A 25,973-nucleotide genomic window follows, 5' to 3' on the forward strand; every position below is an offset into this window, starting at 1 on the left:
TCGACAATTTGTTCCACTCACTCAGTCTTTATTGATTTTACCGGATTAGCAACCGCCGCCCTCAGCGACTGGAAACTAACCGTCAGAAGAGCGATCAGCGTGATAAACAAGGCTACTCCGGCAAAAATATCCCAACCGAGCATAATCCGATAGTCATAATCCTTCAGGTAATGATTGGCTGCATATAAAGAGATCGGAATACCTACCGCAAAAGATATAAGTAAAAGTACCGTATACGCTTTACCTAACAAAAACAGAATATCGATTATAGTAGCACCTAATACCTTACGTACACCGATCTCTTTGGTTCGCTGCTCGGCAGAGAAAGCACTCAATCCCAACAGTCCCAGACAAGATATAAAAATAGCCAAAGCTGCAAACAATGCCGACAATTTCTCTATCAGGCGTTCATCACTAAACATACGATCGAAGCGTTCAGTCATAAAGGTCGGTTCAAACGCATGATACGGTGTAAAGGAACGTAATACTGTCTGTATGCGTACTATTGCTTCTACTGCATCGACATCCGGTTTCAGGCGTACAAATAAATAATTAGCTCTTTTAGGATTATAGAAAAACAAAGCAGGCTCCGGTTCCAGTGCATAAAGATTTCCAAATACAAAATCTTTCATGATACCTACAATCTCATTTTTGTTACCTTCCGACTGGCCGATCTTCCCTCCTACACGCCCTTCCGGTCCCATTAATTTAGCCAAAGCTTCATTGATCAAAACTCCTGTACCGCCTTTACTATCTTTCTTAGAGGGATCAATATCAACCCCATCGACCAGTTTTATTCCGGCAGCATCGATCAATCCATCCGATACAAAAGTGAAACAGACTGAAACTTCTTCATCCGGATCTTTCCCATTCCAAACCCAGGGATTCGTAGTGTAACTTACCTTTAGAAGCGGACTATCTGCAAATCCGCAGCTCTGTACCAAACCGGTATTCTTCAATTCATTCTGCACAGCGGAATAAGAATTACATAATTCTTTTGTGGCAGGAAAGCTAATCATATTCTCTTTTTCCATCCCGATATCACGGTTTTGTGCCAATCGTATCTGCAGAAAGATCACAAAAGTGGTACAGATCAGAATAAATGCCATCGTAAACTGAAAAACAACCAACCCCTGACGTATCCAAGCCGCACTCCCCCCTTTACTCACTTTCTGCATTTTCAGTGTAGTCAACGGATTGAAAGAAGATAAATACAAGGCAGGATAGCTACCGGCCAGGAAGGTACAGAACAAACCGATCGCCACCAGGCCTATCACAATCGTCGGATTGAGAAGACTAAAGGATAGTTGAGTCTCTATAAGTCCATTGAATAAAGGAAGGGTCAACCAGATCAACCCAATCGAAATGATAAGAGCTATTGCTGTTATCAAGCCTGACTCTGCCAGAAATTGCCGGATCAGGTATTTACGTTTAGTTCCGAACGTTTTCCGTACCCCAACCTCCAATGCACGCTTTTGAGAACGCGCCGTCGAAAGATTCATAAAATTAATGCAGGCAATCAAAAGAATCAGTACACCGATCAGAAAGAAAAGAGAAACAGTCTTGATATAACCGCCTCCGGTTTCCACCCCATTTTTAAACTGACCATACAATAATATTTTATCGAGAGGATAGAAAAACATTTGGATAGATTTATAAGTAGGACCGGCCTTTTGGGAAGCCAATACATTCATTTTCTTATTCAACAGGTCTATATCCACACCCGGTTTCAATTCTACATAAGTTTTTAACCAGGAAACACCCCATTCGTCTATATTCAATATTTTTTTCATCGCCTGTGCCTGAACACGAAAAGGTATTACCCATTCAAACTGGAAGGAAGTATTACCGGGCATATCTTCAAATACACCCGTCACCTGATAGATAGTACCTTCATTAATCAAGCCTTTCCCTATCGGGTTTTCTTTTCCATAAATCTTCCGCGCCATCGAACGACTGAGAATGATCGAATATTGCGGTTCAAAAACATAGGATGCATCACCATAAATAAACTTCATACCGATCATATTAAAGAGAGTAGAATCGGCATAAGCTCCTTTTTCCTGAAAAGAATCCGTTGTATTTTCCGGTACAAAAATAAGTGTCTTGTCATTGTATCTCGTACTGTTTTCCACTTCCGGGAACTCGTCATCCAGTGTTTTCGCCAGCGAATTATTTGTTTCAAAAACAGTGACACAATCTCCCGTAGTTGGATAATAGGTATAAGCTCCGATATACATATTCCGGTAGTTGGGAATAGCCTTATTAAAATTCACTTTACTCTCGACCCAAAGGAAGATAAGCGCTGCCGAAGTAATCCCGATTGCCAGCCCGATGATATTCAAAAAACTATATGTTTTGCTCCGGAAAATAATCCGGATAGATCTTCTTATATTCATTCGTATTACTTTTTTAGTTTGTAGTGTAAGCCAATTCTTTCAGGAAGTTTTCCGTAACCGGTTTTCCATCCAGCATGTGAACGACACGATGACTGTAACGGGCGTCATGTTCGCTGTGCGTCACCATAACGACGGTAGTACCCGCATCGTTGAGAGATGTCAATAGATCCATGATTTCCAGACCATTCCGGCTATCCAGATTGCCGGTCGGTTCATCCGCCAGGATCAGTTTCGGGTCATTGACTATGGCGCGGGCAATTGCCACCCGCTGCTGTTGTCCACCGGAAAGTTGTGACGGGAAATAGTTACGGCGGTGATTAAGCAAAACGCTTTTTAAAGCCTTCTCCACTTTCATTTTCCGCAAAGAAGCCTTCATTCCGCAATTCTCCAGGGGTAATTCAATATTCTCAAATACGGTAAGTTCTTCGATCAGGTTGAAACTCTGGAAAACAAACCCTATATTCTCCCGTCGCAAATCGCATCGTTTATTTTCATTCAGGCCGGTCACTTCGACACCATTAAGAAGATAAGAACCCGAAGTCGGATCGTCGAGCAATCCCAGGATATTCAATAAAGTGGATTTACCACATCCCGAAGGCCCCATGATAGCAACAAATTCATGTTCCTTTACATGGAGCGACATACTGTCCAGCGCAATTGTCTCTACTTCATCCGTCCGGTATACTTTTCTCAAATCATTTATTCTAATCATAGTATTATAAGTTATTCAGCATATTACCTATATTCGAAAACAAGCAGCGTACCAAAACCTTAACATCCTATTTATTAAACCATTAATCCAACAAACAAGTCTCCAAAGTGTCCATTACCGGACACCTTCTGTATGTCTGTGGACAAAAAACAGAAACAACTTTGGGATTCACCTCATTCTTGATATATTTGCAATCTACTAAAAAGAGTTATTATGAACTTACACCAGGCAAATATACTGATTGTTGATGATGATAAAGACGTTCTGACCGCAGTACGTTTCTTGCTGAAGATGGAAGTAAAAACGATATTGACCGAAACGAATCCTGAAAATATCCATAAGCTGATCATGACCAACGATATCGACATTGTTATGTTGGATATGAATTTCAGAAGTTCCATCAACACAGGCAATGAAGGTATTTTCTGGTTGAAGGAAATAAAGAAATGGAAACCTGCTCAATCTGTCATCATGATCACCGCCTATGCTGATATCGATCTGGCTATCAAAAGCCTGAAAGAAGGGGCAGCCGACTTTATCGTCAAACCCTGGCATAATGAAAACCTGGTAAATATCCTGAGGGAAACGCTTCACAAGCAGACATCTGCCGATGTCAAAGAAAAGATAAATGAAAAGAAGACAGATGTAAAGATTGTAGGAGCTTCGGAAAGTATGCAGCTATTGTTTCATAAATTACAAAAGATCGCACCTACCGATGCCAATATACTAATACTGGGAGAAAACGGGACGGGAAAGGATCTGGTAGCCCGTTATATCTATCAGTTATCCCTGCGCCGGAACTACCCGTATATAAAAGTGGATGTAGGTTCCCTGACAGAAACTCTTTTCGAAAGTGAGCTTTTCGGACATAAAAAAGGAGCCTTTACAGATGCACGCGAAGACCGAACCGGATTGATCGAGGCAGCCGACAAGGGTACACTCTTTCTGGATGAAATAGGTAATATCACTTTACAACAACAGGCCAAACTGCTGACCGTATTACAAAACCGGGAGGTAACACGTCTGGGAGCCAATGCACCGACACCGGTGGATATCCGTCTGTTATCCGCCACCAATCTACCATTACGGGAACTGGCTAATGAGACACGTTTTCGTAAAGACCTGATCTACCGGATCAATACGGTAGAAATAACGGTACCTCCTCTCCGTGAGCGGGGTGAAGATATTATCTTGTTGGCAGAACATTTCCTGGAGATGTATGAGAAAAAGTATTTCAAGCAAAAGTTCCGTTTATCCGACTCAGCCAAAAAGAAACTGATGTTGTATCATTACCCGGGAAACGTACGCGAACTGCAATATACCATTGAAAGAGGTGTTATCATGTCAGACAGCAATATTCTGAAAGCCGAGGACATCACCTTCTCTCCTATGGAACAGCCGGAAGGGAACAATCAGCCGATACCTACCCACAACCTGGAAGATCTGGAAAGAGCCGCTATCGAGCAGGTGATCCAAAAACATAACGGAAACATATCACAGGCGGCCAAAGAACTGGGACTGACCCGGGGAGCTTTATACCGCCGGTTAGAAAAATACGGACTATGACCATCCTGTTATCCACCTTAATCGTCCTGCTCCTTATATATATAATATATGTACGGAGAAAAACAAACCGGGAAATCGACGAGTTTGCCGAGTCGATTCTTTACAAAGACTTTTCCAAAAAATATCCGCGCTTCCAGACCATCACGGATGCATTCCTGAACCTGGCACGTGAAAAAGAGGCCCAGCAACATTATCTGAAAGAAATGTTGGAACTGGTCGACACCGGCATTCTCGCCTACGATATAGAAACCTATAAAACGTTATGGATGAACGACGCTTTTACTACGATGCTCAACATTCCTCATATCAAGAATATCAACTGGCTAAAAAAACAGAACGAAGGCTTGTTCAATGAATTGCTCGATATTCCGGTAAACGAAAGTACCCTGCTGACTATCCATGCCCGGAAACAAACCATCAAAACAATGACCAATGCTTCCGTCTTTCAAACAGGAGGAAAAACCTATAAGCTGATAGCTTTCCACAACGTAAGCGCCACAATGGAAGAGGTCGAATCGGGCGCATGGAAAGGATTACTTAATGTGATGACCCATGAGATAATGAATTCTATCGTACCCGTCTCTTCTCTTTCGGATACGCTCAGAAGGAAGATACATACACTGAAAGAGACTTCTTCCCCACTGTCGGAACCGGATGTGGAAGATATGGAGTTTGCGTTAGACACCATTCACCGGCGGAGTGACGGATTGCTACGTTTTGCCGAAACATATCGTAGTCTAAGCCAGAAGATAGTGCCTGACATGAAATTCTACAACCTCTACGAGCTGTTAAACGCTATTCATTCCCTGATGAACCCGTCTTTGCAGCAGAAAGGAATCGGATTCACCCTTAAAACAGATAATCCGGACGTGACAGCCTATATGGACAGGGATCTGATCGAACAGGTGATAATTAATTTTGTCACCAATGCGACTTATGCCGTAAAAGAAAAGGAGAATCCGGAAATCCATCTTTTTTCCGGCTGTGATAACGAAGGACATCCTTACATCACCGTTGCCGATAATGGATGCGGTATATCCGATGCAATACGTGACAAGATATTTATCCCATTCTTCAGTTCTAAAAAAAACGGAAACGGCATCGGACTGAGTATTTCGCGGGAAATCGTCAAACTTCATAACGGAAAGCTGCATGTGCAAAGCCAGGAAGGTGCAGGAAGTGCTTTCACCGTTTTATTCAGCTCCCCAAACAAACATTAGCCTCCTCCCGATGAAACACAAAAGCGGAACATCCTTTCGGACATTCCGCTTTTCCTATTCTTTCGAGTAAAGCGAATTATGCTTCTGCTACGATTTCCTGGATAGAAACGAAAGATCTGTTTTCTTTACTTCTACGGAAAGTAACAACACCATCTTTCAAAGCGTACAACGTATGATCTTTACCGATACCAACGTTTTCACCCGGATGATGAACTGTACCTCTCTGGCGAACTAAAATGTTACCAGCTTTAGCAACTTCACCACCAAAAAGCTTAACACCTAATCTTTTACTTTGTGATTCACGGCCGTTCTTAGAACTACCCACACCTTTCTTATGTGCCATTTCTTCTTTTCTCCTTTAAACGTTAAGCAACAATTTCTTTAATACTCACTTCAGTGAACTGCTGACGGTGACCGTTCAGTTTACGATAACCTTTTCTTCTCTTCTTGTGGAAGATCAGCACTTTATCACCTTTTACCAGCGGAGACAGTACTTCACATACTACCTTTGCGCCTTCTACGGTAGGAACACCTACTTTAACTTCACCATTGTTGTCAACCAACAATACTTTGTCAAACTCAACAACAGCTCCGCTTTCTGCGTTCTGAATGTGATGAACGAATAATTTCTTTCCTTCTTCAGCTTTGAACTGCTGTCCGTTAATTTCTACGATTACGTACATCTGTCTTTTTATATTTAAACAGGTTATGTCCCGGGGGTGGATACATATTAAGTATCACTTGTTTACCCTCTGCAGAATTTCAGACCGCAAAATTACTGTTTCCGAATATATTATGCAAGGATTACTGGTATTTTTTAATCAAAATTTCTTCAATTCCTGATATAACCGCTGTACCGGCAACCCCATTACATTATAAAACGATCCATTAATAGCCTCTACACCTATATAACCGATCCATTCCTGTATGCCATAACTGCCGGCCTTATCGAACGGACGGTATTTGTCTACATAATAAATAATATCATCATCTTCCAGCTTCGCAAAGCTGACAGCCGAAGCTACAGAAAAAGAAATGCTCTTTTCCCTGGTAGTCAAGCAAACGCCTGTCACAACTTCATGCACATGATCAGACAAATAACGTAACATTTCGATCGCCTCTTCACGATTCGCAGGTTTACCCAAAATATGATCGTAAGTGGCAACGATCGTATCAGCCGTGATCAGCAGTTCGTTATCAGTCATTTTCCCCATATATGCTTCCGCTTTCTTACGGGCAATATGCAAAGGGATCTCTTCAGCCGTCAATGTTTCGGGATACGACTCATCGATACCGGGAATGACTTCGACCTCAAAGTTGAGATCCAGCCCGGACAATAATTCTTTTCGGCGGGGCGAGTTCGACCCCAGCACAATACGGTATTTTAGTAGGTTAGTCAACATATATTTCATTGTTATTACCATCCGAAGGCTTCGTCGCTCATCCAATGGCCTTGTGCTTTCATTGTCTGTTCAATTACATCGCGGGCAATACCTTCGCCCCCTTTGCGCAAAGAGATGTATTTTGCAATCTGTTTGATTTCAGGAGCAGCGTCGGCAGGAGCGACAGGCAAACCGACCTGTTGCATGACTTCATAATCGGGAATATCGTCACCGGCATACATTACCTCTTCCGGCTTCAATCCGGTCTTTTGAAGAAAGTCGTTAAAATCATGTATCTTCACGGCACTCCGCATATAAATATGCACAATACCCAACCGGGAGAATCGGATCTGCACAGCCTCCGTATACCCTCCGGTAATGATACCGACATGATAACCTTTCTTCACCGCCAACTGCAAGGCATATCCGTCTTTGATATTAACCGTACGCATCGGATCGCCGTTTGGATGGAGTGAAACCACATCACACGACAAGACACCGTCTACGTCAAACACAAATGCTTTTATTTTTGTCAGGTCATAATTGATACTACTCATTTTGGGCCTCCTTATGTATACTCTGGCTCAAAAGCCGGTAGATCGATTTCATATCGGGATCGTTCAGCATAGCCAGATGTTTATTTATCACATTCTCGTCGTACCGGATTGCCGGACCGGTTTGGGCGGCAGCCGGCGACATGAGATGTATCTTTGCAGCCGTTTCATCTATCAGCGGCAAAAGTACATCGGCAGAGATTCCTTCTTCTTCAAGCAACTTATAGGACAATGCATAAATATGATTGGTAAAATTGCAGGCAAAGACAGCAGCCAGGTGTAAGCTACGCCGTTTTTCTGATGACATAAAACGGACATTTTCCGAAAGCGCACTGGCTACATTCTTCAGATAGTCGGCATCCTTTTGGGTATTGGCTTCCAGAAAAAGCGGGATCACATCGAAACTGACCTCCCGCCCCTTACTGAATGTCTGTAAAGGATAGAGTACGCCATAACGCGCAGCGTGTCCCTCAAAAATATTCATCGGCATACTTCCGGCAGTATGTATCCACAAACCGTTGTTCGGCTTTACCTTTGCGATCACCTCAGCCAGAACTGTATCTTTCAGTGAAAAAACATACATATCCGCATCCGGCTGCAAAGCTGAAAGGTCTGTAGTCCAGGGACACCCCAGCTTAGTAGCCAACTGTCGGGCATTCTCCTGAGTACGACTATATACCTGTCCGATCTGCATACCGACCCGTTGCATAGCTAACGACAGGCGAGTCGCCAGATTACCGGCACCTATGAATACTATTTTCATACTTCACTATTTTCTTCCGGCATCTTATAGGTACCGAGATGTATTTTTTCCCATTGCAGATGTGCTTCGTCAAACGGTTTACGTTCCTGATCTTTATATCCGAAACCGATAATCGATAACACTTCGAGCTGATAAGGGACATCCAAAAGATTACGGACATACACATTCGCATCCGTATCGTCTTCTGTCTGCCGGTTACGAATCTGGCACCAACAACTTCCCAGCCCCAGATCTTCCGCCTGAAGTTGCATGTAAATGGAAGCAATCGAGGCATCTTCTACCCAGACATCACTTTCCATCACATTTGCCATCACCACAACAGCCAAGGCACAACCTTCAAGGAAAGACGAACCCGCCGGTTTACAGGCAGACAGTTTTTTTAACATCTCCTTGTCTTCCACAACCACGAACTGCCAGGGATTTTTACGCTTGGATGCCGGAGCCATCAATGCAGCTTTCAGTATCATCTCCACTTGTTCGGGCGAAAGCAACTGGTCGGTAAACTTACGTGTACTTCTTCTATTCTTGATAAGAGTTGCAAAGCTGTCCATTTTTATCTTATTTTTGTAGCTGTTAATTAAATTCTTTATGTTGGGAACGCATTCCCCATAGGGCAAAGATAAAGATTTTTTACATGCTGAATATACGCTTCCTTTATTTTTCGCGTTAGTAAAGCTATAACATTATTAATTATGAAGATTCGTGCGATAGCTGCACTGCTATTTATATTATTTTCTATCAGTGCTTTTGGACAAAAGCATGTTAAAATCACAGGATATGTTCGTGACGCCGATGGCAGTCCGCTTGAATTGGTTCTTGTCCAGATAAAAAACACCCTGAACGGAGCGATGACCAACGAAAAGGGATATTATTCGCTCACAACGTCTCCCGGAGATTCCGTTTCCGTCATTTTCTCGTGTCTGGGATATAATAAAGCCGAACGTATTTTACCAAGCGTGCAGCAGGACATGCGCCTGAATGTACAAATGAACTATACCAGTATTGACCTGGGAGAAGTGGTTGCAACTGCCATCCGCAAACAGACGACAACCCTTGAAACACTCGACGCTAATCGGGTTAAGCTCCTACCCGACCCGGCCGGTGGTAGTATCGAAAGCCTGGTTGTCACTTTCGCAGGTGTTTCATCCAGCAATGAATTAAGTTCACAATATTCGGTTCGTGGTGGTAGCTACGATGAAAATATCGTTTATGTGAACGGGCTGGAGGTATTCCGCCCCTTATTGATACGTTCCGGGCAACAGGAAGGATTGAGTTTTATCAACCCCGACATGACCGAGTCGGTCAATTTTGCAGCCGGGGGATTCGAAGCCCGCTATGGAGATAAAATGAGTTCGGTACTCGACATCAAATATAAAAAACCAAAAATATTCGAAGGTTCGGCATCTGCCAGCCTGCTGGGAGCGAATGCCTATGTGGGCAGTTCGATCGGCAAATTCACACAGGTTACAGGTGTTCGCTACAAAACAGGCCGTTCATTGCTGAAAACGATGGACACAGATGCTGAATATCAGCCGGACTTCGTCGACCTCCAGTCATACATGACCTATCAACTGGCTCCCAAATGGGAAGTTAACTTCCTGGGAAACCTGGCTTCAAACACATTCAAATACACACCGCATAAACGCGAAACAACTTTCGGCACAGTTGAAAATGCTAAAAGATTCGAAGTTGCTTTCCCTAACAGTCGCGAAAGTGATAAGTTTCAGACCTTATTCGGGGCATTGACATTAAAACACAATCCAAACGAAAATACCGAACTGGGTATCCAGGCTTCTGCCTTCACCAGCAAGGAAATAGAGACATACGACATCACCGGCGAATACTGGCTGGGAGATGCTGCGGAAGAAAATGAGCAAGAACAAGTTCCACTCTCCGTCGCCCGTTATCATGAACATGCACGCAACCGGTTGAACTCAACCATCATGAATGCCGGACATTATGGTAGTGCGCGCATTAAGAATAACACGATCAAATGGGGAGCAACCGTACAGATGGAAAAAATCAACGACCGTATCAGCGAATGGGAAAAACGCGACTCGGCAGGCTATTCGCTTCCACAAACGGGAACGGGCGTAAACGTTATCTCCAACCTTTATTCCGATAATGACCTGTCCAGCACACGACTATCCGCTTATGTGCAGGATGCTTTTAAGTTCCGTACAAAACAAGGAATGTTTACACTGGTAGGCGGCCTTCGCGGAAGCTATTGGAGCTACAACAAGGAATTTATCATCAGCCCGCGTGTATCTCTCGGATTCATTCCGAACTTCGACCAAAATCTCACATTCCGGGCAGCGAGCGGTATTTACTATCAATCACCGTTTTATAAAGAACTACGTACCACTGTACGGGATGAAGCGGGAAACGATATTATTGCACTGAATAAAGATATCAAATCGCAACGTTCCATCCATTTCATTGTGGGAGGAGATTATACATTCCGTGCGGCAGACCGGAACTTTAAGGTAAGTGCCGACCTATATTACAAAAAACTGGACGACCTCATCCCTTATACTGTCGACAACGTCAAGATCCGTTATTACGGAGAGAACTGCGCCAAAGGACATGCAATGGGTATCGATGTAAAATTCTTCGGCGAATTCGTACCCGGCACCGACTCATGGATCAGTTTTTCGCTAATGAAGGCCGAACAAACGATACGCGACCAGGTAACCGTTCCGATGCCTAATAGCCAGGGATACAATGTTTCACTTTTCTTTCAGGATTATTTCCCGGGATACAAACGTGTAAAGCTAAACCTGAAAGGCGTTCTTTCCGGTGGTCTGCCCTTCATTGCCCCCCGGACGAAATACGAGGATGTAAAAAGCGTCTTCCGTACTCCGGCATACAAACGTGTCGACCTGGGGTTCTCTTATCAGCTTGCCGGGGAGTCGGACGCAATCATGGACCGGGGCTTTTTCCGCCACTTGAAAAATATCTGGGTAGGAGTCGACGTATTCAACTTGTTTGACATAAAAAATGTAAGCTCATACTACTGGATCACCAATATAGACAACCAGCAGTTCGCCGTACCGAACTACCTGACAGGCCGACAGCTTAATGCCCGTCTGATAGTTGATTTCTAAGAATATACTAATCATATAACAGAGCAAAGAGCCAATAAAAGATACCCCCTTTCATTGGCTCTTTTAATTATTGGCAAAATGACACATTATTACCTTTAATAATTGATGAAATTTTTCTTGATTCTTCAAAAAAGAATGTACCTTTGCCTGCAAAACAAAAAGCATTATAAATTTTTAAATTATTATTGACATGGAAATTACACATATTGAGCACCTGGGCATTGCAGTGAAAAGCATCGAAGCATGTCTGCCGTATTACGAAGAAATTTTAGGCATGAAATGCTACAACATCGAAGAAGTAGCTGACCAGAAAGTGAAAACTGCTTTCTTTAAAGTAGGCCAGACCAAAATTGAATTACTGGAACCGACCAGCGAAGACAGCACTATCGCTAAATTCATCGAAAAGAAAGGCGAAGGCATTCATCATATCGCATTTGCTGTACCCGATGTACAGGCTGCTTTAAATGAAGCTGAAGAAAAAGGCGTTAAGCTGATCGACAAAGCTCCCCGTGGTGGTGCAGAAGGTTTGAACATCGCTTTCCTTCACCCGAAATCAACTTGCAGCGTTCTGACAGAACTTTGCATGCCGGGTAACAAATAACAAAAACACTTCATTTCTAACAACAAATCAGAAATACAATGAGTAACCAACTTGAAAAAGTAAAAGAGCTTATCGCTCTTCGCGAACAAGCCCGTCTCGGTGGTGGAGAAAAAAGAATCGAGTCTCAGCACAAAAAAGGCAAGTACACAGCACGCGAACGTATCGCCATGTTACTTGACGAAGGTAGTTTCGAGGAGTTCGATATGTTCGTTCAACACCGTTGTACCAACTTCGGTATCGAAAAAACAAAATTCCTGGGTGATGGCGTTGTAACAGGTTATGGTACGATCGACGGCCGCCTTGTTTACGTCTATGCACAAGATTTCACAGTATTCGGCGGTGCTTTGTCAGAGTCATTAGCTATGAAGATCTGTAAAGTAATGGATCAGGCCATGAAGATGGGTGCCCCTGTCATCGGTCTGAACGATTCAGGTGGAGCACGTATCCAGGAAGGTGTCAACGCTTTGGCCGGTTATGCCGAAATTTTCCAGCGTAACATTCTGGCCTCAGGTGTTGTTCCACAGATTTCCGGTATCTTTGGCCCATGTGCCGGTGGTGCCGTTTATTCTCCTGCACTGACAGACTTCAACATCATGACACGCGGAACAAGCTACATGTTCCTGACTGGTCCGAAAGTTGTAAAAACTGTTACCGGAGAAGACGTAACCCAGGAACAACTGGGTGGCGCAAGCGTACACACGACCAAATCGGGTGTTGCTCATTTCGCTGTCGACACAGAAGAAGATGGTCTGCAACTGATCCGCAAATTGATCGGCTTCCTTCCGCAGAATAACCTGGAAGAAACACCGCTGATCGAATGTAACGATCCTATCGATCGCTTGGATGATGTATTAAATGATATTATTCCGGATAACACCAACCAGTCATACGATATGTATGAAGTGATCGGAACAATTATCGACAACGGCGAATTCCTTGAAGTACATGCCGATTATGCCAAAAATATTATCGTTGGTTTCGCTCGTTTCAACGGACAGACAGTTGGTATCGTAGCCAACCAGCCAAAAGTTATGGCCGGATGTCTCGACAGCAATGCATCACGTAAAGCAGGTCGTTTCGTTCGTTTCTGCGACGCATTCAACATTCCTCTGGTAACATTGGTTGACGTTCCGGGATTCCTTCCGGGAACAGGACAGGAATACAATGGTGTAATCCTTCACGGAGCTAAATTGCTTTATGCTTACGGTGAAGCAACTGTACCTAAAATCACAGTTACCCTGCGTAAATCTTATGGTGGAGCTTACTGCGTGATGAGTTCTAAACACCTGCGTGGCGATATGAACTACGCATGGCCGACTGCAGAAATCGCAGTAATGGGCCCGAGCGGTGCAGTAGAAGTTATCTTCGCAAAAGAAGTTGCTGCATCGGAAGATCCGGCAAAAGCAACTGCTGAAAAAGAAGCAGAATACAAGAAAGCATTTGCAAACCCATACAATGCTGCTCAGTACGGTTATATCGACGATGTGATCGAACCGCGTAACACTCGTTTCCGTATTATTCGCGCATTACAACAATTGCAGACTAAGAAGTTAAGCAATCCTGCTAAGAAACATGACAATCTGCCTCTATAATTCTTAAAACAGGAAATGAATATGATTAACAAAAGAATTGGAGTATTGCTGTTGTTCGTTTTGCTCGTTTCATTCGGAGCAAAAGCACAGCGTGCAACCTCCATGCGAATAAATGAAGTGTTGGTTATCAACGAAGACAACTTCGTTGACGACTACGGCAAACGTCACGCCTGGATAGAATTATTCAATACTTCTGCCGGAACGGTAAACATTGCCGGTTGTTATTTGACAGACGACAAAAACAACCCAAAAAAATATCCGATCCCGAAGGGTGATGTATTAACTCAGATTCCTCCTCATCAGCACACATTATTTTGGGCTGACGGAGAGCCGGATCGCGGAACTTTCCATGTTAATTTCACACTAGACCCGTCGAAAGAAAACTATATCGCTTTATACGATGCGGATGGTAGAACACTGATCGACGAAATCACGGTTCCGGCTGCACAAAGACCGGATGTGAGCTATGGTAGAGTAATAGACGGTCAGGAAGAATGGGCACAGCTTACAAAAGTAACTCCCAGCACAAACAACCTGACACTCGACTCGAATGAAAAGATCGAAAACTTCAAAAACAATGACTCTTTAGGTATCGGTATGACGATTACAGCCATGGCTGTTGTATTCCTGGGACTGCTCCTTCTTTACCTTATCTTCAAACAGGTCGGTAAAGCTGCGATTGCCGCCAGCAAACGAAATGCAGAGAAAGCCGGAGCTCCAGTCAGTGCCAGCGCACCTGACGAGGTTTCAGGAGAAGTCTTTGCAGCTATCGCCACGGCTCTGTATGAAATGAGCGATGACAACCATGACATCGAACATACAGTACTTACGATCCGTAAAGTTCGTCGTGCATATTCTCCATGGAGTTCAAAGATCTATAGCTTACGTGAAACTCCCAGAAAGTGATTATCTCTAAAAACAAACAAGAATGAAAAGTTTTAAATATACCATCAACGGTAACGTATATAAAGTACACATCAATTCAGTGGTCGACGATATCGCTGAAGTAGAAGTAAACGGTACACCCTATAATGTAAAGATGGAGAAACCGGCAAAAAAACAAATGGTTACTCTGAAACGTCCGGCTCAGGCTCCGACAACCCCTTCAGGAGAATCGGTTATCACACGCCCGGCTGCCTCTACCACACAGGGAGCTGTTAAAACTCCGCTGCCCGGTGTTATCCTGCAGATCAAATGTAATGTAGGCGACACTGTAAAAAGAGGACAAACTCTTCTTATCCTTGAGGCCATGAAGATGGAAAACAACATCAACGCAGACCGCGATGGTAAGATTATTGAAATTAAAGTACACAAAGGAGATTCTGTACTGGAAGGTGCCGATCTCGTCGTAATCGGATAAGAATATGCAAGAGAGTTTTATGTCATTCCTGGGTGACAACCTACAGTTGTTCCTCACCTACACAGGGGTATATAATGCAACTCCGGGCCATATCGTCATGATTTTGGTAGGTTTGCTCTTTATATTCCTTGCGATAAAATACGAGTTTGAACCTATGCTTCTGATTCCTATCGGATTCGGTATCCTGATCGGTAATATTCCTTTCAAAGATGCAGGATTACAGGTAGGTATTTATGAACAAGGGTCTGTACTGAACATCCTCTATCAAGGGGTAACCTCCGGATGGTATCCACCATTGATCTTCCTCGGTATCGGGGCCATGACCGACTTCTCCGCTTTGATATCCAATCCAAAGTTGATGTTGATCGGTGCTGCTGCCCAGTTCGGAATCTTTGGTGCTTACATTATTGCTCTTCAGATGGGATTCGAACCGAACCAGGCTGGTGCTATCGGTATTATCGGTGGTGCTGACGGTCCTACGGCTATCTTCCTGTCTTCAAAACTGGCTCCAAACCTCATGGGTGCTATTGCGGTGTCAGCCTATTCGTATATGGCATTGGTACCTATTATCCAGCCGCCATTCATGCGTCTGCTTACCACAAAGAAAGAACGTCTGATCCGTATGAAACCGCCGAGAGCCGTTTCTTCTACGGAAAAGATCATCTTCCCGATTATCGGTCTGTTGCTGACTTGCTTCCTGGTTCCTTCCGGTTTGCCTCTGTTGGGTATGCTATTCTTCGGTAACCTGTTGAAAGAAAGTGGTGTGACACGTCGTCTGGCAGAAACTGCCCGCGGTCCGCTGATCGATACAATCACAATCCTGTTAGGTATCACGGTAGGTGCTTCTACACAAGCAACTCAGTTCCTGACCTTGAACTCTGTTAAGATCTTCGGCCTTGGTGCATTGTCATTCGTAATCGCAACATGTGCCGGTGTATTGTTCGTTAAGTTCTTCAACCTGTTCCTGAAACAAGGTAACAAGATCAATCCGCTTATCGGTAACGCCGGTGTATCCGCCGTTCCTGACTCTGCACGTATCTCTCAGATCGTAGGTTTGGAATATGACCCGACCAACTATCTGTTGATGCACGCTATGGGTCCGAACGTAGCAGGTGTGATCGGTTCTGCTGTAGCTGCCGGTATCCTGTTAGGATTCTTAGGATAAGATTTGAAGGATATTCTGAATATCCCAGAAATAAAAGATGGCATGTGTAAATGGACATTAAACTCCATTTTACATGCCATCCTTGTATTAACGACAATTCTTACATATTTATTCAACCACCATCGGACTCACTACCGGATCAGCTACTTCTTCCACTGTTGTTCCGACGAATAACCATACCATCAGGAGAACAATTGCCACTACTACCCCAATGACCAACCAAACATTTTTCTTTTTCATATTTATGCCATTCTGTTTCTATTATGAGCATAAAACAGCAAATGCAATGATTTGGTTTAAAATCAGCTACCATAATTCTTTTTTCACAAAACAACCATCATACTATCATTAATCAAACATAAAACAATGATTATAAAGCTATTAACCTTATGATAGTTATTCATTTAAACCATCATAACATCTATCATACGATCATATCAGACTTCATAAACATAATGATATTCAACCATTTATTTCTTTTACATAATAACAAGTCCCTCTATTCGTCCGCTTATTCGGTACGTTATTTCGCTTCAAAAGTTTGCCGAAGTTGAGTATCATCGTTTTTGTGATGATAAAACCGGGGTGTTTTTCGGCTATAATATCCAGTATTTCGGTAGCGAGCAGCGGTTTCAAACCCTCCGTATCTTCCGGGATCGTGAAATAACGAAGGAACAATTGCTCTTCGGCCGGGACTTGCTGGAAACGCTGGTTGTTCTCCACGATTGCCGCTTCCTCCTCGTGCGTGAACCAGAAACGCTCGCCACGGCGCAACATTTCTTTCGCTTCGGCGTAAAGCTGTCCGTAATCGATCGGCTGAATATAATCGATCAGGCCTTCGATCTCTACACAGACAAAACGGCGACTTCCGGTCGGATCGGTCAGTAAATCAAAATTATTACTGGTAGCGATAAAAGTCGCATAACGACGAAGGCTGCGCGTCGAACTCTGATAAGGCAAGCGGGCATTGACCACCGCCTTCTGCAACACATGCTTCAGAAAACTCTGGTGTGAAGCCTTCACCGAATCGAACTCGTCGATATTGATCAACGCATAGCGGTGCAAAGCCAGTTCCGCCTCCTTCTTATTGCCGAAATCGATACTGTCCGTATAAAAAGGACGGAGTGCCGGCGGTAATAAGTTCAGGCAAAAAGTTGACTTTCCGCATCCCTGGTCACCCACCAACAAAGGCGTCGTACTGTTCCCGTGATCCTTATCCATCTGCATCCAATGGGCAACCATACTCAGGAACCAACGGTAAAAACAATCCTGCCACAGCGGATTACTGTTAGGTACCCGATCTGCCAACACCCGGATATGCGGTTTGCCATCCCAGGCCGGAAGGTTAGCCAGGAACGACTCGATCGGATGATACGACGGGATTTGGTCGGAATGCACATACCGGTCGATATCCTTATCCCACACATTCAGCCCCTCTTTCTGCGCCTCCAGGCAGATAGTATTACGAACCTTCTGTGTATAAGGATGATAAACAAACTGGATAACCGATCGATCCAGATATTCCACCTCCCCGTTCATCTCGTTCAAACGGAAATAATAACGCCTCGACATAAACTCTTCCAACTGCATCACCAGCGAAAAACATTCCGGCAAAGGCAATTTGCCTTCCCCGACCTTCTTCAGCAAATAAACCGAACGGAATACACTGCGTATCAGCACCTTCTGAGGTTTCAGCAAATCATACCGAAGCATCCATCCTACCGCTTCTTCCTCCGGTATTCCCAGACGGCAACAGTTTTGCGCCATCTCCGTAAATAATGCCTGAAGATCGTTACCGCCGATAGCGGCAAATTTACGGACAACCTCAACCAACGCCACACTGAAAAGCGTAGCAACCTGCGAGTTACGCTCCAACCCCGGCAACAAGCGGTCGACCGGATCGACCGGAGCATCCTGCACGATACGCAGTTCACCCTCGGAAGGCATCTGCAAAGGTTGCTCTATCCGGATTGCCATCGCATCCGGATTATAATACAACCCGGCATCATAACTGACCCGGGTACCCCGCGAAAGCACCGGCTCCTTCAACGTGACCATACTGCTCAACTGAGGCTGGTAATACCTGACAGCCAACTGGTAAGCTGCCGCATGAAATAATTTCGCCTTCTCTTCCGAGCGGGGTAACTTTCCGTCCGGCAAGGTAAACGGCACGATTATCTTCACCGACTTGCCGCTCAACCCGATAAAAGCCAACAACGTCTGCGGCATAGCGGAAGCTTCTTCGCGCACACGAGCAGCCTCTGCCATATCCGACAAACCGTTCACTTCCAAAACAATACATCCCGTATAGGTCTTTATCCGAACCTGCCCCTCTTCTTTTCGATAAGTGGCGCCCCAAACAATAACCGGCATTTTTCCAGTCCATTCATTAAGATATCCAGGCAATGTAAAACAGATCCTGTTACGTACTGCAGCAATCTGTTCCGCCAGACTGTCGGAACGCAACATATCTACAACCGCTTCCAGGTTACGGATCTGCACCATTAGTTGCTCTTTCTTATAACGGTATTGTGTAACTTTCATTCGAACGGGTATCTTTCAAATTTAAAAAACTTCATTTCTTTACGCAGGCGCGGACTCATCCTGAAACAAACGCGTTTCGCTTTCACCCGATGGGGAGTGCAATCCTTTTTGTCCTCATATCCTTCACTGGCAGCCGAAAGATATAAGTCACCCATATCCTTGAGTTCTACGGAATATCCGTCTTTAAGGCATTCCTTAATCACATCGCTCAGCTCGCAGACGGTTACCAGCACATCTCCGCGCGTCAATGAACAACGGTCGGCTATCACTTCAGCCAACTTTTCGGTTGTAACTCGTCCCGTACTAACCGGAACACCATAAAACAGCTTCTTTTCTACCGGACCTGTCTTATCCGTTTTTGCTCGGACTACATAGAAATGTGCCATAAATAAGGAGTTTTTATTAATAATAATACTAGTAAACTTCACCAAGACGGGCATTTTAGCCCATTTTACACCCGGATCTGAACGATGCTTACATCCGGGTGTAAATACCCTCGAGACCCGGATGGCGGCAACTTTATCTCCTTACAAATATAAGAAAAGTATCGCATATAAACAATGTTTTTCAATAGTTTATTTCATTTTTTCTTATTGCATTTTTCATATAGAAAGAACTAAAAACCGGGCGTTCCTGCAAATAAAAGAGTGATAGTATGGTGATAGATAGTGATAGTTTATTTCACATACTATCACGCTATAAATAGATAATAATCTTATATTTATAATAAAAAGTGATAGTATGATAGTTATTTTTTATAAAATCTATGTATATTTGTCAGAAATGAGAAAACTACTTTAGTAAAAATAAAAGGAGTATAGAACCACTAAATTGAAAATAAAAATGGGACTTTTTAGCAGACCAACAGTACCATCGCCTTCCGGCGGGCATTCGTTCGTTGATGTAATTCAAAATGAGGGCAACAATACGGGACGCGGACTTATCGCCTGGCGACATCCCAGTAGCGACTTCAACACCCATTCAAAAATACTTGTCCGCAAAGGAGAAGAGGCCATTTTTGAAAACGGTGCCAGCGAATGGGCGGTCTTTCCCAGTGGGACGGAATGCGAATTGAAGACACAGAACATTGCAGTGATACGGTCTTTCCGTGAAGCATTGTCGGGCGGAAAGAGCTATTTCCCTTGCCGGGTTTATTTCGTTTCCGTCGAAGAATTTGAAATTCCCTGGGGTACCATAGATCCCATCGGATACACATGCCCTTTGTTGGGTGCCGGTGCCCAGTTGAGAGGTGGCGGTATTTATGTCATACGCGTTATCGACACGGAAACTTTTGTTAAGAAGGTGTTACGAGACAACAGCAGCTACACGACAGATCATTTGAAAGAGAAGCTGTTCGAACGTGTTTACCAGGAAATTGCAGACATCATTTCTTCGGTATTGGAGAAGAACGGCATCAATTCGATGGAGTGCTCGAAAAAGAAAAAGGAGATAGCACAACTCAGCCTGCCGGACATTCAGAAGTTATTGGAAGCTTACGGTATCATGCTGGTCGATTTCACTATCAGTCTCGAACTGGATGAAGAACAGCGCCAGATGTACGAGCAAGCTGTCCGCCTGCAACGCATGAGTGCACAAGGCGAAGCACAAGCCCGTATCATCGGCGCACATAGCAAAGTGGAAGAACTCCACACGATGGGGAATGCCTACGCCACCATCAAGGGGATGGATATGCTTCAGACGATTGCAGAAAATCCGGGAGCCGGCGGTATAGCCAGCGCAGGTGCCGGCCTAGGAATGGGCATGGCGGCCGGTGGAACGTTTGCCAATATCACCCAATCCGTATTTCCCGGCAACCAGGTTCAGCAACCCGCACAGGCACCGGCACAGCCCGATCCGATGGAGTCGTTGCAAAAAATGAAGCAAATGCTGGATGCCGGATTGATACCTCAAGCTGTCTACGACCAGAAAGTAGAAGAGATATTAAGCAGATTGTAATACCCTATATCTAATCATATTTATGAAAACAACATTAATCCGTATTGTTTTTACATTGGTGTTCCTGGTGGTCTTCAACACGTTGTTTTTTCTACTGTGCGGCACAGACAATCCGACTTCCGTATGGGTTTCGTATGCGTATATCCATGTGGCGTATTTCACCATACTCTTCCTGCCCGTATTGAAAACGAAGGGGGATGCTTCTTACTACCTGTCTTCCGTCCTCTACGGACAGGCCATAACGTATTTCATCCTGGAATTGATAGCCGGTGTGGTTTTCATTATCTACCGGATGGAATCACCTGTTTGGTCGCTGGTGGTACAGACCGCTCTCTGGCTGATTTTCGTAGTCCTCATTTTAGGAAATGCCTGGGCGAATCAGGCAACTGCGCAATCGCTTGAAAAACGCAAGCAGGATATAGATGCTTACCAGTCGATGAGGATGAGCCTGAAAAGGCTGATGGCGAAAACAGACAAACCGGAACTGAAAAGACTGATCGCCGATTGCTCCGACAAACTGGAAGCCAGCTCTTCGCGGCAGACCCAGGAGTCTGAAAAGATCGACATCGAGATAGAACAGGCGATCGCTTCCCTGCGACAATCCATAACGGAAAGTAATGTTGAAGAATCCACATCATTAGCCAGACAGCTGGCAGGCCTGATCGAAGAAAGAAAAACAATATTAAAATATTCTCATTAACTTATTAACTCATTTAATATTTGATATTATGGCAGAAACTATGCAATTGCAGATCGTGAAGTGCCCGGCATGTAATCAGACGCTCACTTCATTCAGTGCTTTTAAGTCGACAGCAACATGTCCCCGTTGCGGCACCGTGATGAAGAACCCGTTGGCGACCGCTAAAGAAGAAATTCGCCCTGAACGCATCATCCCGTTCACTACACAGGAAAGTAACTTCGAAAAATGTTTGGTGGATACCCTGATCAATCAGGATTTCGTTCCCAAGAACATCTTCGAATCCATCAACACCGACAATGTGTTCCGTGCTTATTTGCCGATGTATCTTTTTGAAGGTACTTACCAATCTTCATGGAGTTGCGAATCGTCTTACGAAGACCAGAAAGTAGATATTTCGAGAAACTGGACAGACAGCGGCAAGACTATTTCGACAAAGACCGTAAAGAAATGGCGTCCGCAAAACGGTAATGCAGCAGGCAATTTTGCATTTTTATGCCTTGCCAATGAAGACAGTGAAGACTTACCGGTAGAACTCCGGAATTTCACCTATCAGTTCCCCTACGACGTGATGATGTCAAAACAGTTTGACGGTGATATGCTGAACGATGAAGATGAACGCATGATAACTATCCCCCGTAATGCCGACACCAATATAGTATGGCAGAAACACGGGAAAGATTTGGTAGACGACACGGCACAGGATGCTGCACTCAACCAAATCGGCGATCAGGAAATACGTAACTTCCGCGCGTCTTCCAGTTTCAACCTGGCCACGAAAGGAGAATACATCCTGGCTCCGTTCTGGTTTGTGTACTACACTTACAACAACCAGCGGTATAATTTTATGATGGACGGAACCGGACAGCGTACCTCTTACAACTATCCGATAGATCAGGACGAAGTAGATTTTGTCAATGGAAAAGAAAAGATCAAGAAAATCGTCAAATGGCTTTGGTTACTGTGCTTTGTGTTAATGTACCTCATCGACATCACATCCGGCATTGTATTCCTCGTCCTCTGGTTCATCGGCAAATTCATAGTAAACAAAACAATGGATAACCAGATTCAAACCCATCTGCAGGAATCGAAGGCCGCCCGCCAGACAAGTGCGGCCAGGCTGGGTGTATAACAAAGAATATTATTCCGACACAACTGCTTATCGGGTTCGCTTAAATGCCCGATAAGCAGTTTTTTATTTATAGCAAAGACAGGAACGACTGCTTTCGAGCCGCCGTTATCCCAACACCTTATTCTTCGCGATCGTAGCCTGGAATTCTTTCAGGTAGAACGGTTCGAAATAGGCGACATCTTCAAACTGCCCGGCAGCAAAAGCCTTTTCCGCCAGGGGAATCATATTGACAGCCAGGGGATGAATACCATCGATAAAAATGGCATTCGACGAAGCGATCACTTCGCGGCACTTTGCGGCACCGTTGCCAAAGAAACAGACAGTTCCTTTTTCCAGGTAAGCGGCATAAGTCTGCTCATCCACGACATCGGCCGATGTTGCACGTATAGTATTCAGGCCGGCATCATAGAGGGTGGCATACACTTCCATACGGCGTGCATCGAGCATGGCGCAATACAGCCCGCCGTCAGCCAGCGGTTGTTGACGGATAGCGGTAGCGGCCAGAATATCGAGCGTATGGATACCGATCAGCGGAATGCCAAAACCGAAACATAACCCTTTCGCTACGGAAACGCCGATACGCAGGCCGGTATAAGAACCGGGGCCACTGCTGACGGCCACAGCATCCAGCGTCAATGCTTTTGCTTTCAATACAGCAAGGGCTTCTTCTACAAATACGCCCAGTAAGGCGGCATGCGAAGGTCCGTCGAAAGAGGTCTTTTCAAAAAGCACCTCTCCGTCTGCCGATAGGGCCAGGGAACAGACCAATGTTGAAGTATCAATATTTAAAATACAAGACATAACAGTTGACAGTTGACGGTTGATAGTTGACAGGTATTTTTTAATTGGACACTGCCGGTTATCAACCGGATTAATTGGTCGCAAAAGTACTAAATCGTCTTTACACGAATGAGAAAATAACGAACTTTTTATACATAGAACCAAATAATTGTCAACTGTCAACTGTCAACTATCAACTGAATAAGCTATCTTTGCACAAATTTTTAGAACAATGATACAATCAATGACTGGATTCGGTAAGGTTACAGCCGAACTTCCTTCAAAAAAGGTAACCGTAGAAATAAAAGCGCTCAACAGCAAGCAACTGGATTTATCAACCCGCATTCCGTCTATCTACAAAGATAAAGAAATGCAAATCCGTAGCCAGCTGCTTCAGTCGCTCGAACGGGGTAAGGTCGATTTCAGCATTTACATTGAATATATAGGAAAAGATACTCCTACTCAGATTAACCTCACAGCTTTTGAGAGCTATTACAGCCAGATCAAAGACATCGCTGACAAACTGAATATCGCACTTCCTACAGACTGGTTCCAGACATTATTGAAAATGCCGGATGTTATCAAGTCGGAAATCGTTGAGGTAGACGAAAGCGAATGGGAAGTGGTTTTCACAGCAGTAAAAGAGGCCATCAAGCATCTTTGCGACTTCCGTATCCAGGAAGGAGCCATGCTGCAGAAACTGTTTGAAGAGAAGATCGGTAACATTGCCCGTCTGCTCACCGAAGTGGAAGAATACGAAGGCGAACGTATCGAAAAGATCAAAACGCGCATCATGGACAACCTCGAAAAGATTGCCAACCAGGATTACGATAAGAATCGTTTTGAACAGGAAATGATCTATTATATAGAGAAACTGGATGTAAACGAAGAAAAGAACCGTCTCGACAACCACCTGAAATATTTCATCAGCACAATGAAAGACGGACATGGACAGGGTAAAAAGCTCGGTTTCATCGCCCAGGAAATGGGACGCGAGATCAACACACTCGGTTCGAAAAGCAACCATGCAGAAATGCAAAAGATCGTCGTTCAGATGAAAGACGAACTGGAACAGATCAAAGAACAGGTATTAAACGTTTTATAAAATGGCTGGTAAACTAATTATATTCTCTGCCCCGTCAGGCTCAGGTAAATCAACCATTATCAACTATCTGCTAAAGCAGAACCTGAACCTGCATTTTTCCATTTCGGCAACAAGCCGTGCTCCTCGCGGAACAGAAAAGAACGGTGTGGAATACTATTTCCTGACTCCCGACGAATTTCGCAGCCATATCGCAGCCGGTGATTTTCTGGAATACGAGGAAGTATATACCGACAAATATTACGGAACACTGAAAAGCGAAGTGGAACGCATCCTGAACGAAGGTAATAACGTGATATTCGACGTCGATGTAGTAGGCGGTTGTAATATCAAGAAGTTCTATGGCGACCGTGCTTTATCGGTTTTCATTCAGCCTCCCAGTATCGATCACCTGCGTGAACGCCTGGAAGGTCGTGGAACAGATACACCGGAAGTGATCGACAGCCGTATCGCCAAAGCGGAGTTTGAGCTGGGATTCATCCCCCACTTCGATGTTTGCATTGTGAACGATGATCTGGAAACGGCACAGAAAGAAGCCTTTGAAGTAATCAAAAACTTTCTGACGAAGCCATGAGTACCAACGGTAAGCTACCACGTAAATGGGGATACATATTTGCCCTGACTGCTCTTGCTGCGCTGGGTACTTGTATTGCCGCCCTTATTTATAAAGAATATATTATAGCCTTAGCCACCGGATTGGTATTCGGTGCACAGGCATTTAATTTCATAAAGTGGAAACGACAATAAAGAAACTAAAAACCGGAATCTTTTCCGGCTCGTTCAATCCGGTTCACATCGGCCATCTGGCATTAGCCAACTGGTTGTGTGAATTTGCCGGACTGGATGAACTCTGGTTTCTTATCACTCCACACAATCCTCTGAAAGACCGCGAAGAATTAATGGACGACCAGCTTCGTTATGAATTAGTCGAAGCAGCTATCGCCGGTTATCCGAAATTCCGCGCCAGCGATTTTGAGTTTTCTCTTCCCCTGCCGACCTATACGATCGACACGCTCCGGGCTCTCGACCGTACCTATCCTGACCGTCAGTTCCATTTTATCATGGGAGCCGACAACTGGGCTTTCATAAAACGCTGGAAAGAATCCGATGTACTCATATCCAGCTATCCGATTCTGATCTATCCCCGTAAAGGATATGAAATCATTCTACCGGCAAACTTTCCGGATATTCGTGCAGTAGAAGCACCATTGATGGAAGTCTCATCTACTTTTATTCGGCAATCTTTAAAAGACGGCAAAGACGTACGTTTTTTCCTTCCAGAAGCGATACGTAATCATAAGTGCCTTTCAAATATATAATTAAGTAAACTACGACTCACTT

The 25,973-nt window shown here is 44.3% G+C and carries 27 protein-coding genes; 15 read left to right on the top strand and 12 right to left on the bottom strand.

Going from position 1 to position 25,973, the window contains the following annotated elements; genetic code table 11:
* Positions 1 to 17 precede the first annotated feature (17 nt).
* Positions 18 to 2,399 (bottom strand): ABC transporter permease, encoded by a 2,382-nt coding sequence (locus tag BQ7394_RS16120; RefSeq protein ID WP_075558360.1) that lies wholly within the window; start codon positions 2,397 to 2,399, stop codon positions 18 to 20.
* Positions 2,400 to 2,412: 13 nt separating this feature from the next.
* Positions 2,413 to 3,111 (bottom strand): ABC transporter ATP-binding protein, encoded by a 699-nt coding sequence (locus tag BQ7394_RS16125; protein ID WP_075558361.1) that lies wholly within the window; start codon positions 3,109 to 3,111, stop codon positions 2,413 to 2,415.
* Positions 3,112 to 3,324: 213 nt separating this feature from the next.
* On the opposite strand from BQ7394_RS16125, the gene BQ7394_RS16130 reads away from it, so the two are divergent.
* A complete protein-coding gene (locus BQ7394_RS16130; protein WP_075558362.1) occupies positions 3,325 to 4,677 on the top strand; it encodes a sigma-54-dependent transcriptional regulator in 1,353 nt (450 codons plus the stop codon).
* On the top strand, positions 4,674 to 5,897 hold the full coding sequence (locus tag BQ7394_RS16135) for a sensor histidine kinase (RefSeq protein ID WP_075558363.1): 1,224 nt from the start codon (positions 4,674 to 4,676) through the stop codon (positions 5,895 to 5,897). Before BQ7394_RS16130 ends, BQ7394_RS16135 begins: the two co-directional genes overlap by 4 nt.
* A gap of 76 nt (positions 5,898 to 5,973) precedes the next feature.
* Here the strand turns inward: BQ7394_RS16135 and rpmA are convergent, their stop codons facing one another.
* From rpmA to BQ7394_RS16165, 6 genes are all read right to left on the bottom strand, one after another.
* The gene (rpmA, locus tag BQ7394_RS16140; RefSeq protein ID WP_075558364.1) at positions 5,974 to 6,240 is read right to left on the bottom strand and encodes a 50S ribosomal protein L27; all 267 of its coding nucleotides are present in this window, start codon (positions 6,238 to 6,240) and stop codon (positions 5,974 to 5,976) included.
* Positions 6,241 to 6,262: 22 nt separating this feature from the next.
* On the bottom strand, positions 6,263 to 6,580 hold the full coding sequence (rplU, locus tag BQ7394_RS16145; protein ID WP_007657805.1) for a 50S ribosomal protein L21: 318 nt from the start codon (positions 6,578 to 6,580) through the stop codon (positions 6,263 to 6,265).
* 138 nt (positions 6,581 to 6,718) lie between these two features.
* Positions 6,719 to 7,300: a Maf-like protein gene (locus BQ7394_RS16150; protein ID WP_075560076.1), complete on the bottom strand. Its 582-nt coding sequence runs from the start codon at positions 7,298 to 7,300 to the stop codon at positions 6,719 to 6,721.
* A 14-nt stretch (positions 7,301 to 7,314) separates the two neighbouring features.
* Positions 7,315 to 7,836 (bottom strand): KdsC family phosphatase, encoded by a 522-nt coding sequence (locus BQ7394_RS16155; protein WP_075558365.1) that lies wholly within the window; start codon positions 7,834 to 7,836, stop codon positions 7,315 to 7,317.
* Positions 7,829 to 8,596 (bottom strand): Rossmann-like and DUF2520 domain-containing protein, encoded by a 768-nt coding sequence (locus tag BQ7394_RS16160; RefSeq protein WP_075558366.1) that lies wholly within the window; start codon positions 8,594 to 8,596, stop codon positions 7,829 to 7,831. Before BQ7394_RS16160 ends, BQ7394_RS16155 begins: the two co-directional genes overlap by 8 nt.
* Positions 8,593 to 9,147: a nitroreductase family protein gene (locus tag BQ7394_RS16165; protein WP_075558367.1), complete on the bottom strand. Its 555-nt coding sequence runs from the start codon at positions 9,145 to 9,147 to the stop codon at positions 8,593 to 8,595. Before BQ7394_RS16165 ends, BQ7394_RS16160 begins: the two co-directional genes overlap by 4 nt.
* 141 nt (positions 9,148 to 9,288) lie before the next feature.
* On the opposite strand from BQ7394_RS16165, the gene BQ7394_RS16170 reads away from it, so the two are divergent.
* The 6 genes from BQ7394_RS16170 (at position 9,289) to BQ7394_RS16195 (ending at position 16,421) form a co-directional block, all read left to right on the top strand.
* Positions 9,289 to 11,703 (top strand): TonB-dependent receptor, encoded by a 2,415-nt coding sequence (locus BQ7394_RS16170; RefSeq protein ID WP_075558368.1) that lies wholly within the window; start codon positions 9,289 to 9,291, stop codon positions 11,701 to 11,703.
* 190 nt (positions 11,704 to 11,893) lie between these two features.
* Positions 11,894 to 12,304, top strand: coding sequence for a methylmalonyl-CoA epimerase (gene mce, locus BQ7394_RS16175; RefSeq protein WP_075558369.1), 411 nt, complete (start codon positions 11,894 to 11,896; stop codon positions 12,302 to 12,304).
* Positions 12,305 to 12,342: 38 nt separating this feature from the next.
* A complete protein-coding gene (locus BQ7394_RS16180; RefSeq protein ID WP_075558370.1) occupies positions 12,343 to 13,896 on the top strand; it encodes an acyl-CoA carboxylase subunit beta in 1,554 nt (517 codons plus the stop codon).
* Between the two features lie 21 nt (positions 13,897 to 13,917).
* On the top strand, positions 13,918 to 14,802 hold the full coding sequence (locus BQ7394_RS16185; RefSeq protein ID WP_075560077.1) for an OadG family transporter subunit: 885 nt from the start codon (positions 13,918 to 13,920) through the stop codon (positions 14,800 to 14,802).
* Positions 14,803 to 14,824: 22 nt separating this feature from the next.
* Complete coding sequence (locus tag BQ7394_RS16190; protein ID WP_075558371.1) at positions 14,825 to 15,256, top strand: biotin/lipoyl-containing protein; 432 nt, start codon at positions 14,825 to 14,827, stop codon at positions 15,254 to 15,256.
* 4 nt (positions 15,257 to 15,260) lie between these two features.
* A complete protein-coding gene (locus BQ7394_RS16195; protein WP_075558372.1) occupies positions 15,261 to 16,421 on the top strand; it encodes a sodium ion-translocating decarboxylase subunit beta in 1,161 nt (386 codons plus the stop codon).
* A 108-nt stretch (positions 16,422 to 16,529) separates the two neighbouring features.
* Here BQ7394_RS16195 and BQ7394_RS26480 read toward each other — a convergent pair whose 3' ends face one another.
* The 3 genes from BQ7394_RS26480 to BQ7394_RS16205 form a co-directional block, all read right to left on the bottom strand.
* Positions 16,530 to 16,661 carry a hypothetical protein gene (locus tag BQ7394_RS26480; protein ID WP_255419298.1) on the bottom strand — a complete coding sequence of 44 codons (132 nt, stop codon included), beginning with the start codon at positions 16,659 to 16,661 and terminating at the stop codon, positions 16,530 to 16,532.
* 222 nt (positions 16,662 to 16,883) lie between these two features.
* Complete coding sequence (locus BQ7394_RS16200; RefSeq protein ID WP_075558373.1) at positions 16,884 to 18,965, bottom strand: BT4734/BF3469 family protein; 2,082 nt, start codon at positions 18,963 to 18,965, stop codon at positions 16,884 to 16,886.
* Entirely contained in the window at positions 18,962 to 19,351 is a 390-nt protein-coding gene (locus tag BQ7394_RS16205; RefSeq protein ID WP_075558374.1) for an HU family DNA-binding protein, read from the bottom strand. Before BQ7394_RS16205 ends, BQ7394_RS16200 begins: the two co-directional genes overlap by 4 nt.
* A gap of 457 nt (positions 19,352 to 19,808) precedes the next feature.
* Here BQ7394_RS16205 and BQ7394_RS16210 point away from each other — a divergent pair, with 457 nt between their 5' ends.
* The 3 genes from BQ7394_RS16210 to BQ7394_RS16220 are packed head-to-tail and all read left to right on the top strand — an operon-like array spanning position 19,809 to position 22,750.
* Entirely contained in the window at positions 19,809 to 20,921 is a 1,113-nt protein-coding gene (locus BQ7394_RS16210) for an SPFH domain-containing protein (protein ID WP_075558375.1), read from the top strand.
* A gap of 22 nt (positions 20,922 to 20,943) precedes the next feature.
* Positions 20,944 to 21,621: a hypothetical protein gene (locus BQ7394_RS16215; RefSeq protein ID WP_075558376.1), complete on the top strand. Its 678-nt coding sequence runs from the start codon at positions 20,944 to 20,946 to the stop codon at positions 21,619 to 21,621.
* A gap of 28 nt (positions 21,622 to 21,649) precedes the next feature.
* Positions 21,650 to 22,750 (top strand): hypothetical protein, encoded by a 1,101-nt coding sequence (locus tag BQ7394_RS16220; RefSeq protein WP_075558377.1) that lies wholly within the window; start codon positions 21,650 to 21,652, stop codon positions 22,748 to 22,750.
* 105 nt (positions 22,751 to 22,855) lie between these two features.
* On the opposite strand, the gene tsaB is transcribed toward BQ7394_RS16220, so the two are convergent.
* A complete protein-coding gene (gene tsaB, locus BQ7394_RS16225) occupies positions 22,856 to 23,551 on the bottom strand; it encodes a tRNA (adenosine(37)-N6)-threonylcarbamoyltransferase complex dimerization subunit type 1 TsaB (protein WP_075558378.1) in 696 nt (231 codons plus the stop codon).
* A 211-nt stretch (positions 23,552 to 23,762) separates the two neighbouring features.
* On the opposite strand from tsaB, the gene BQ7394_RS16230 reads away from it, so the two are divergent.
* From BQ7394_RS16230 to nadD, 4 genes are read left to right on the top strand one after another with little or no spacing between them, the layout of a single operon-like run.
* A complete protein-coding gene (locus BQ7394_RS16230) occupies positions 23,763 to 24,635 on the top strand; it encodes a YicC/YloC family endoribonuclease (protein ID WP_075558379.1) in 873 nt (290 codons plus the stop codon).
* Position 24,636: 1 nt separating this feature from the next.
* Positions 24,637 to 25,206 carry a guanylate kinase gene (gene gmk / locus BQ7394_RS16235; RefSeq protein WP_075558380.1) on the top strand — a complete coding sequence of 190 codons (570 nt, stop codon included), beginning with the start codon at positions 24,637 to 24,639 and terminating at the stop codon, positions 25,204 to 25,206.
* The gene (locus BQ7394_RS26010) at positions 25,203 to 25,379 is read left to right on the top strand and encodes a hypothetical protein (RefSeq protein ID WP_167369476.1); all 177 of its coding nucleotides are present in this window, start codon (positions 25,203 to 25,205) and stop codon (positions 25,377 to 25,379) included. The genes gmk and BQ7394_RS26010 overlap by 4 nt, the downstream gene beginning before the upstream one ends.
* Positions 25,364 to 25,951 carry a nicotinate (nicotinamide) nucleotide adenylyltransferase gene (gene nadD / locus BQ7394_RS16240; RefSeq protein WP_075558381.1) on the top strand — a complete coding sequence of 196 codons (588 nt, stop codon included), beginning with the start codon at positions 25,364 to 25,366 and terminating at the stop codon, positions 25,949 to 25,951. Before BQ7394_RS26010 ends, nadD begins: the two co-directional genes overlap by 16 nt.
* Positions 25,952 to 25,973 lie beyond the last annotated feature (22 nt).

It is taken from the genome of Parabacteroides timonensis (genome assembly GCF_900128505.1).
GTDB lineage: Bacteria > Bacteroidota > Bacteroidia > Bacteroidales > Tannerellaceae > Parabacteroides > Parabacteroides timonensis.

Coding starts and splice junctions, on each gene's coding strand:
- BQ7394_RS16120 (WP_075558360.1), bottom strand. CDS start 2,399: ATGAATATAAGAAGATCTATCCGGATTATTTTCCGGAGCAAAACATAT.
- BQ7394_RS16125 (WP_075558361.1), bottom strand. CDS start 3,111: ATGATTAGAATAAATGATTTGAGAAAAGTATACCGGACGGATGAAGTA.
- BQ7394_RS16130 (WP_075558362.1), top strand. CDS start 3,325: ATGAACTTACACCAGGCAAATATACTGATTGTTGATGATGATAAAGAC.
- BQ7394_RS16135 (WP_075558363.1), top strand. CDS start 4,674: ATGACCATCCTGTTATCCACCTTAATCGTCCTGCTCCTTATATATATA.
- rpmA (WP_075558364.1), bottom strand. CDS start 6,240: ATGGCACATAAGAAAGGTGTGGGTAGTTCTAAGAACGGCCGTGAATCA.
- rplU (WP_007657805.1), bottom strand. CDS start 6,580: ATGTACGTAATCGTAGAAATTAACGGACAGCAGTTCAAAGCTGAAGAA.
- BQ7394_RS16150 (WP_075560076.1), bottom strand. CDS start 7,300: ATGTTGACTAACCTACTAAAATACCGTATTGTGCTGGGGTCGAACTCG.
- BQ7394_RS16155 (WP_075558365.1), bottom strand. CDS start 7,836: ATGAGTAGTATCAATTATGACCTGACAAAAATAAAAGCATTTGTGTTT.
- BQ7394_RS16160 (WP_075558366.1), bottom strand. CDS start 8,596: ATGAAAATAGTATTCATAGGTGCCGGTAATCTGGCGACTCGCCTGTCG.
- BQ7394_RS16165 (WP_075558367.1), bottom strand. CDS start 9,147: ATGGACAGCTTTGCAACTCTTATCAAGAATAGAAGAAGTACACGTAAG.
- BQ7394_RS16170 (WP_075558368.1), top strand. CDS start 9,289: ATGAAGATTCGTGCGATAGCTGCACTGCTATTTATATTATTTTCTATC.
- mce (WP_075558369.1), top strand. CDS start 11,894: ATGGAAATTACACATATTGAGCACCTGGGCATTGCAGTGAAAAGCATC.
- BQ7394_RS16180 (WP_075558370.1), top strand. CDS start 12,343: ATGAGTAACCAACTTGAAAAAGTAAAAGAGCTTATCGCTCTTCGCGAA.
- BQ7394_RS16185 (WP_075560077.1), top strand. CDS start 13,918: ATGATTAACAAAAGAATTGGAGTATTGCTGTTGTTCGTTTTGCTCGTT.
- BQ7394_RS16190 (WP_075558371.1), top strand. CDS start 14,825: ATGAAAAGTTTTAAATATACCATCAACGGTAACGTATATAAAGTACAC.
- BQ7394_RS16195 (WP_075558372.1), top strand. CDS start 15,261: ATGCAAGAGAGTTTTATGTCATTCCTGGGTGACAACCTACAGTTGTTC.
- BQ7394_RS26480 (WP_255419298.1), bottom strand. CDS start 16,661: ATGAAAAAGAAAAATGTTTGGTTGGTCATTGGGGTAGTAGTGGCAATT.
- BQ7394_RS16200 (WP_075558373.1), bottom strand. CDS start 18,965: ATGAAAGTTACACAATACCGTTATAAGAAAGAGCAACTAATGGTGCAG.
- BQ7394_RS16205 (WP_075558374.1), bottom strand. CDS start 19,351: ATGGCACATTTCTATGTAGTCCGAGCAAAAACGGATAAGACAGGTCCG.
- BQ7394_RS16210 (WP_075558375.1), top strand. CDS start 19,809: ATGGGACTTTTTAGCAGACCAACAGTACCATCGCCTTCCGGCGGGCAT.
- BQ7394_RS16215 (WP_075558376.1), top strand. CDS start 20,944: ATGAAAACAACATTAATCCGTATTGTTTTTACATTGGTGTTCCTGGTG.
- BQ7394_RS16220 (WP_075558377.1), top strand. CDS start 21,650: ATGGCAGAAACTATGCAATTGCAGATCGTGAAGTGCCCGGCATGTAAT.
- tsaB (WP_075558378.1), bottom strand. CDS start 23,551: ATGTCTTGTATTTTAAATATTGATACTTCAACATTGGTCTGTTCCCTG.
- BQ7394_RS16230 (WP_075558379.1), top strand. CDS start 23,763: ATGATACAATCAATGACTGGATTCGGTAAGGTTACAGCCGAACTTCCT.
- gmk (WP_075558380.1), top strand. CDS start 24,637: ATGGCTGGTAAACTAATTATATTCTCTGCCCCGTCAGGCTCAGGTAAA.
- BQ7394_RS26010 (WP_167369476.1), top strand. CDS start 25,203: ATGAGTACCAACGGTAAGCTACCACGTAAATGGGGATACATATTTGCC.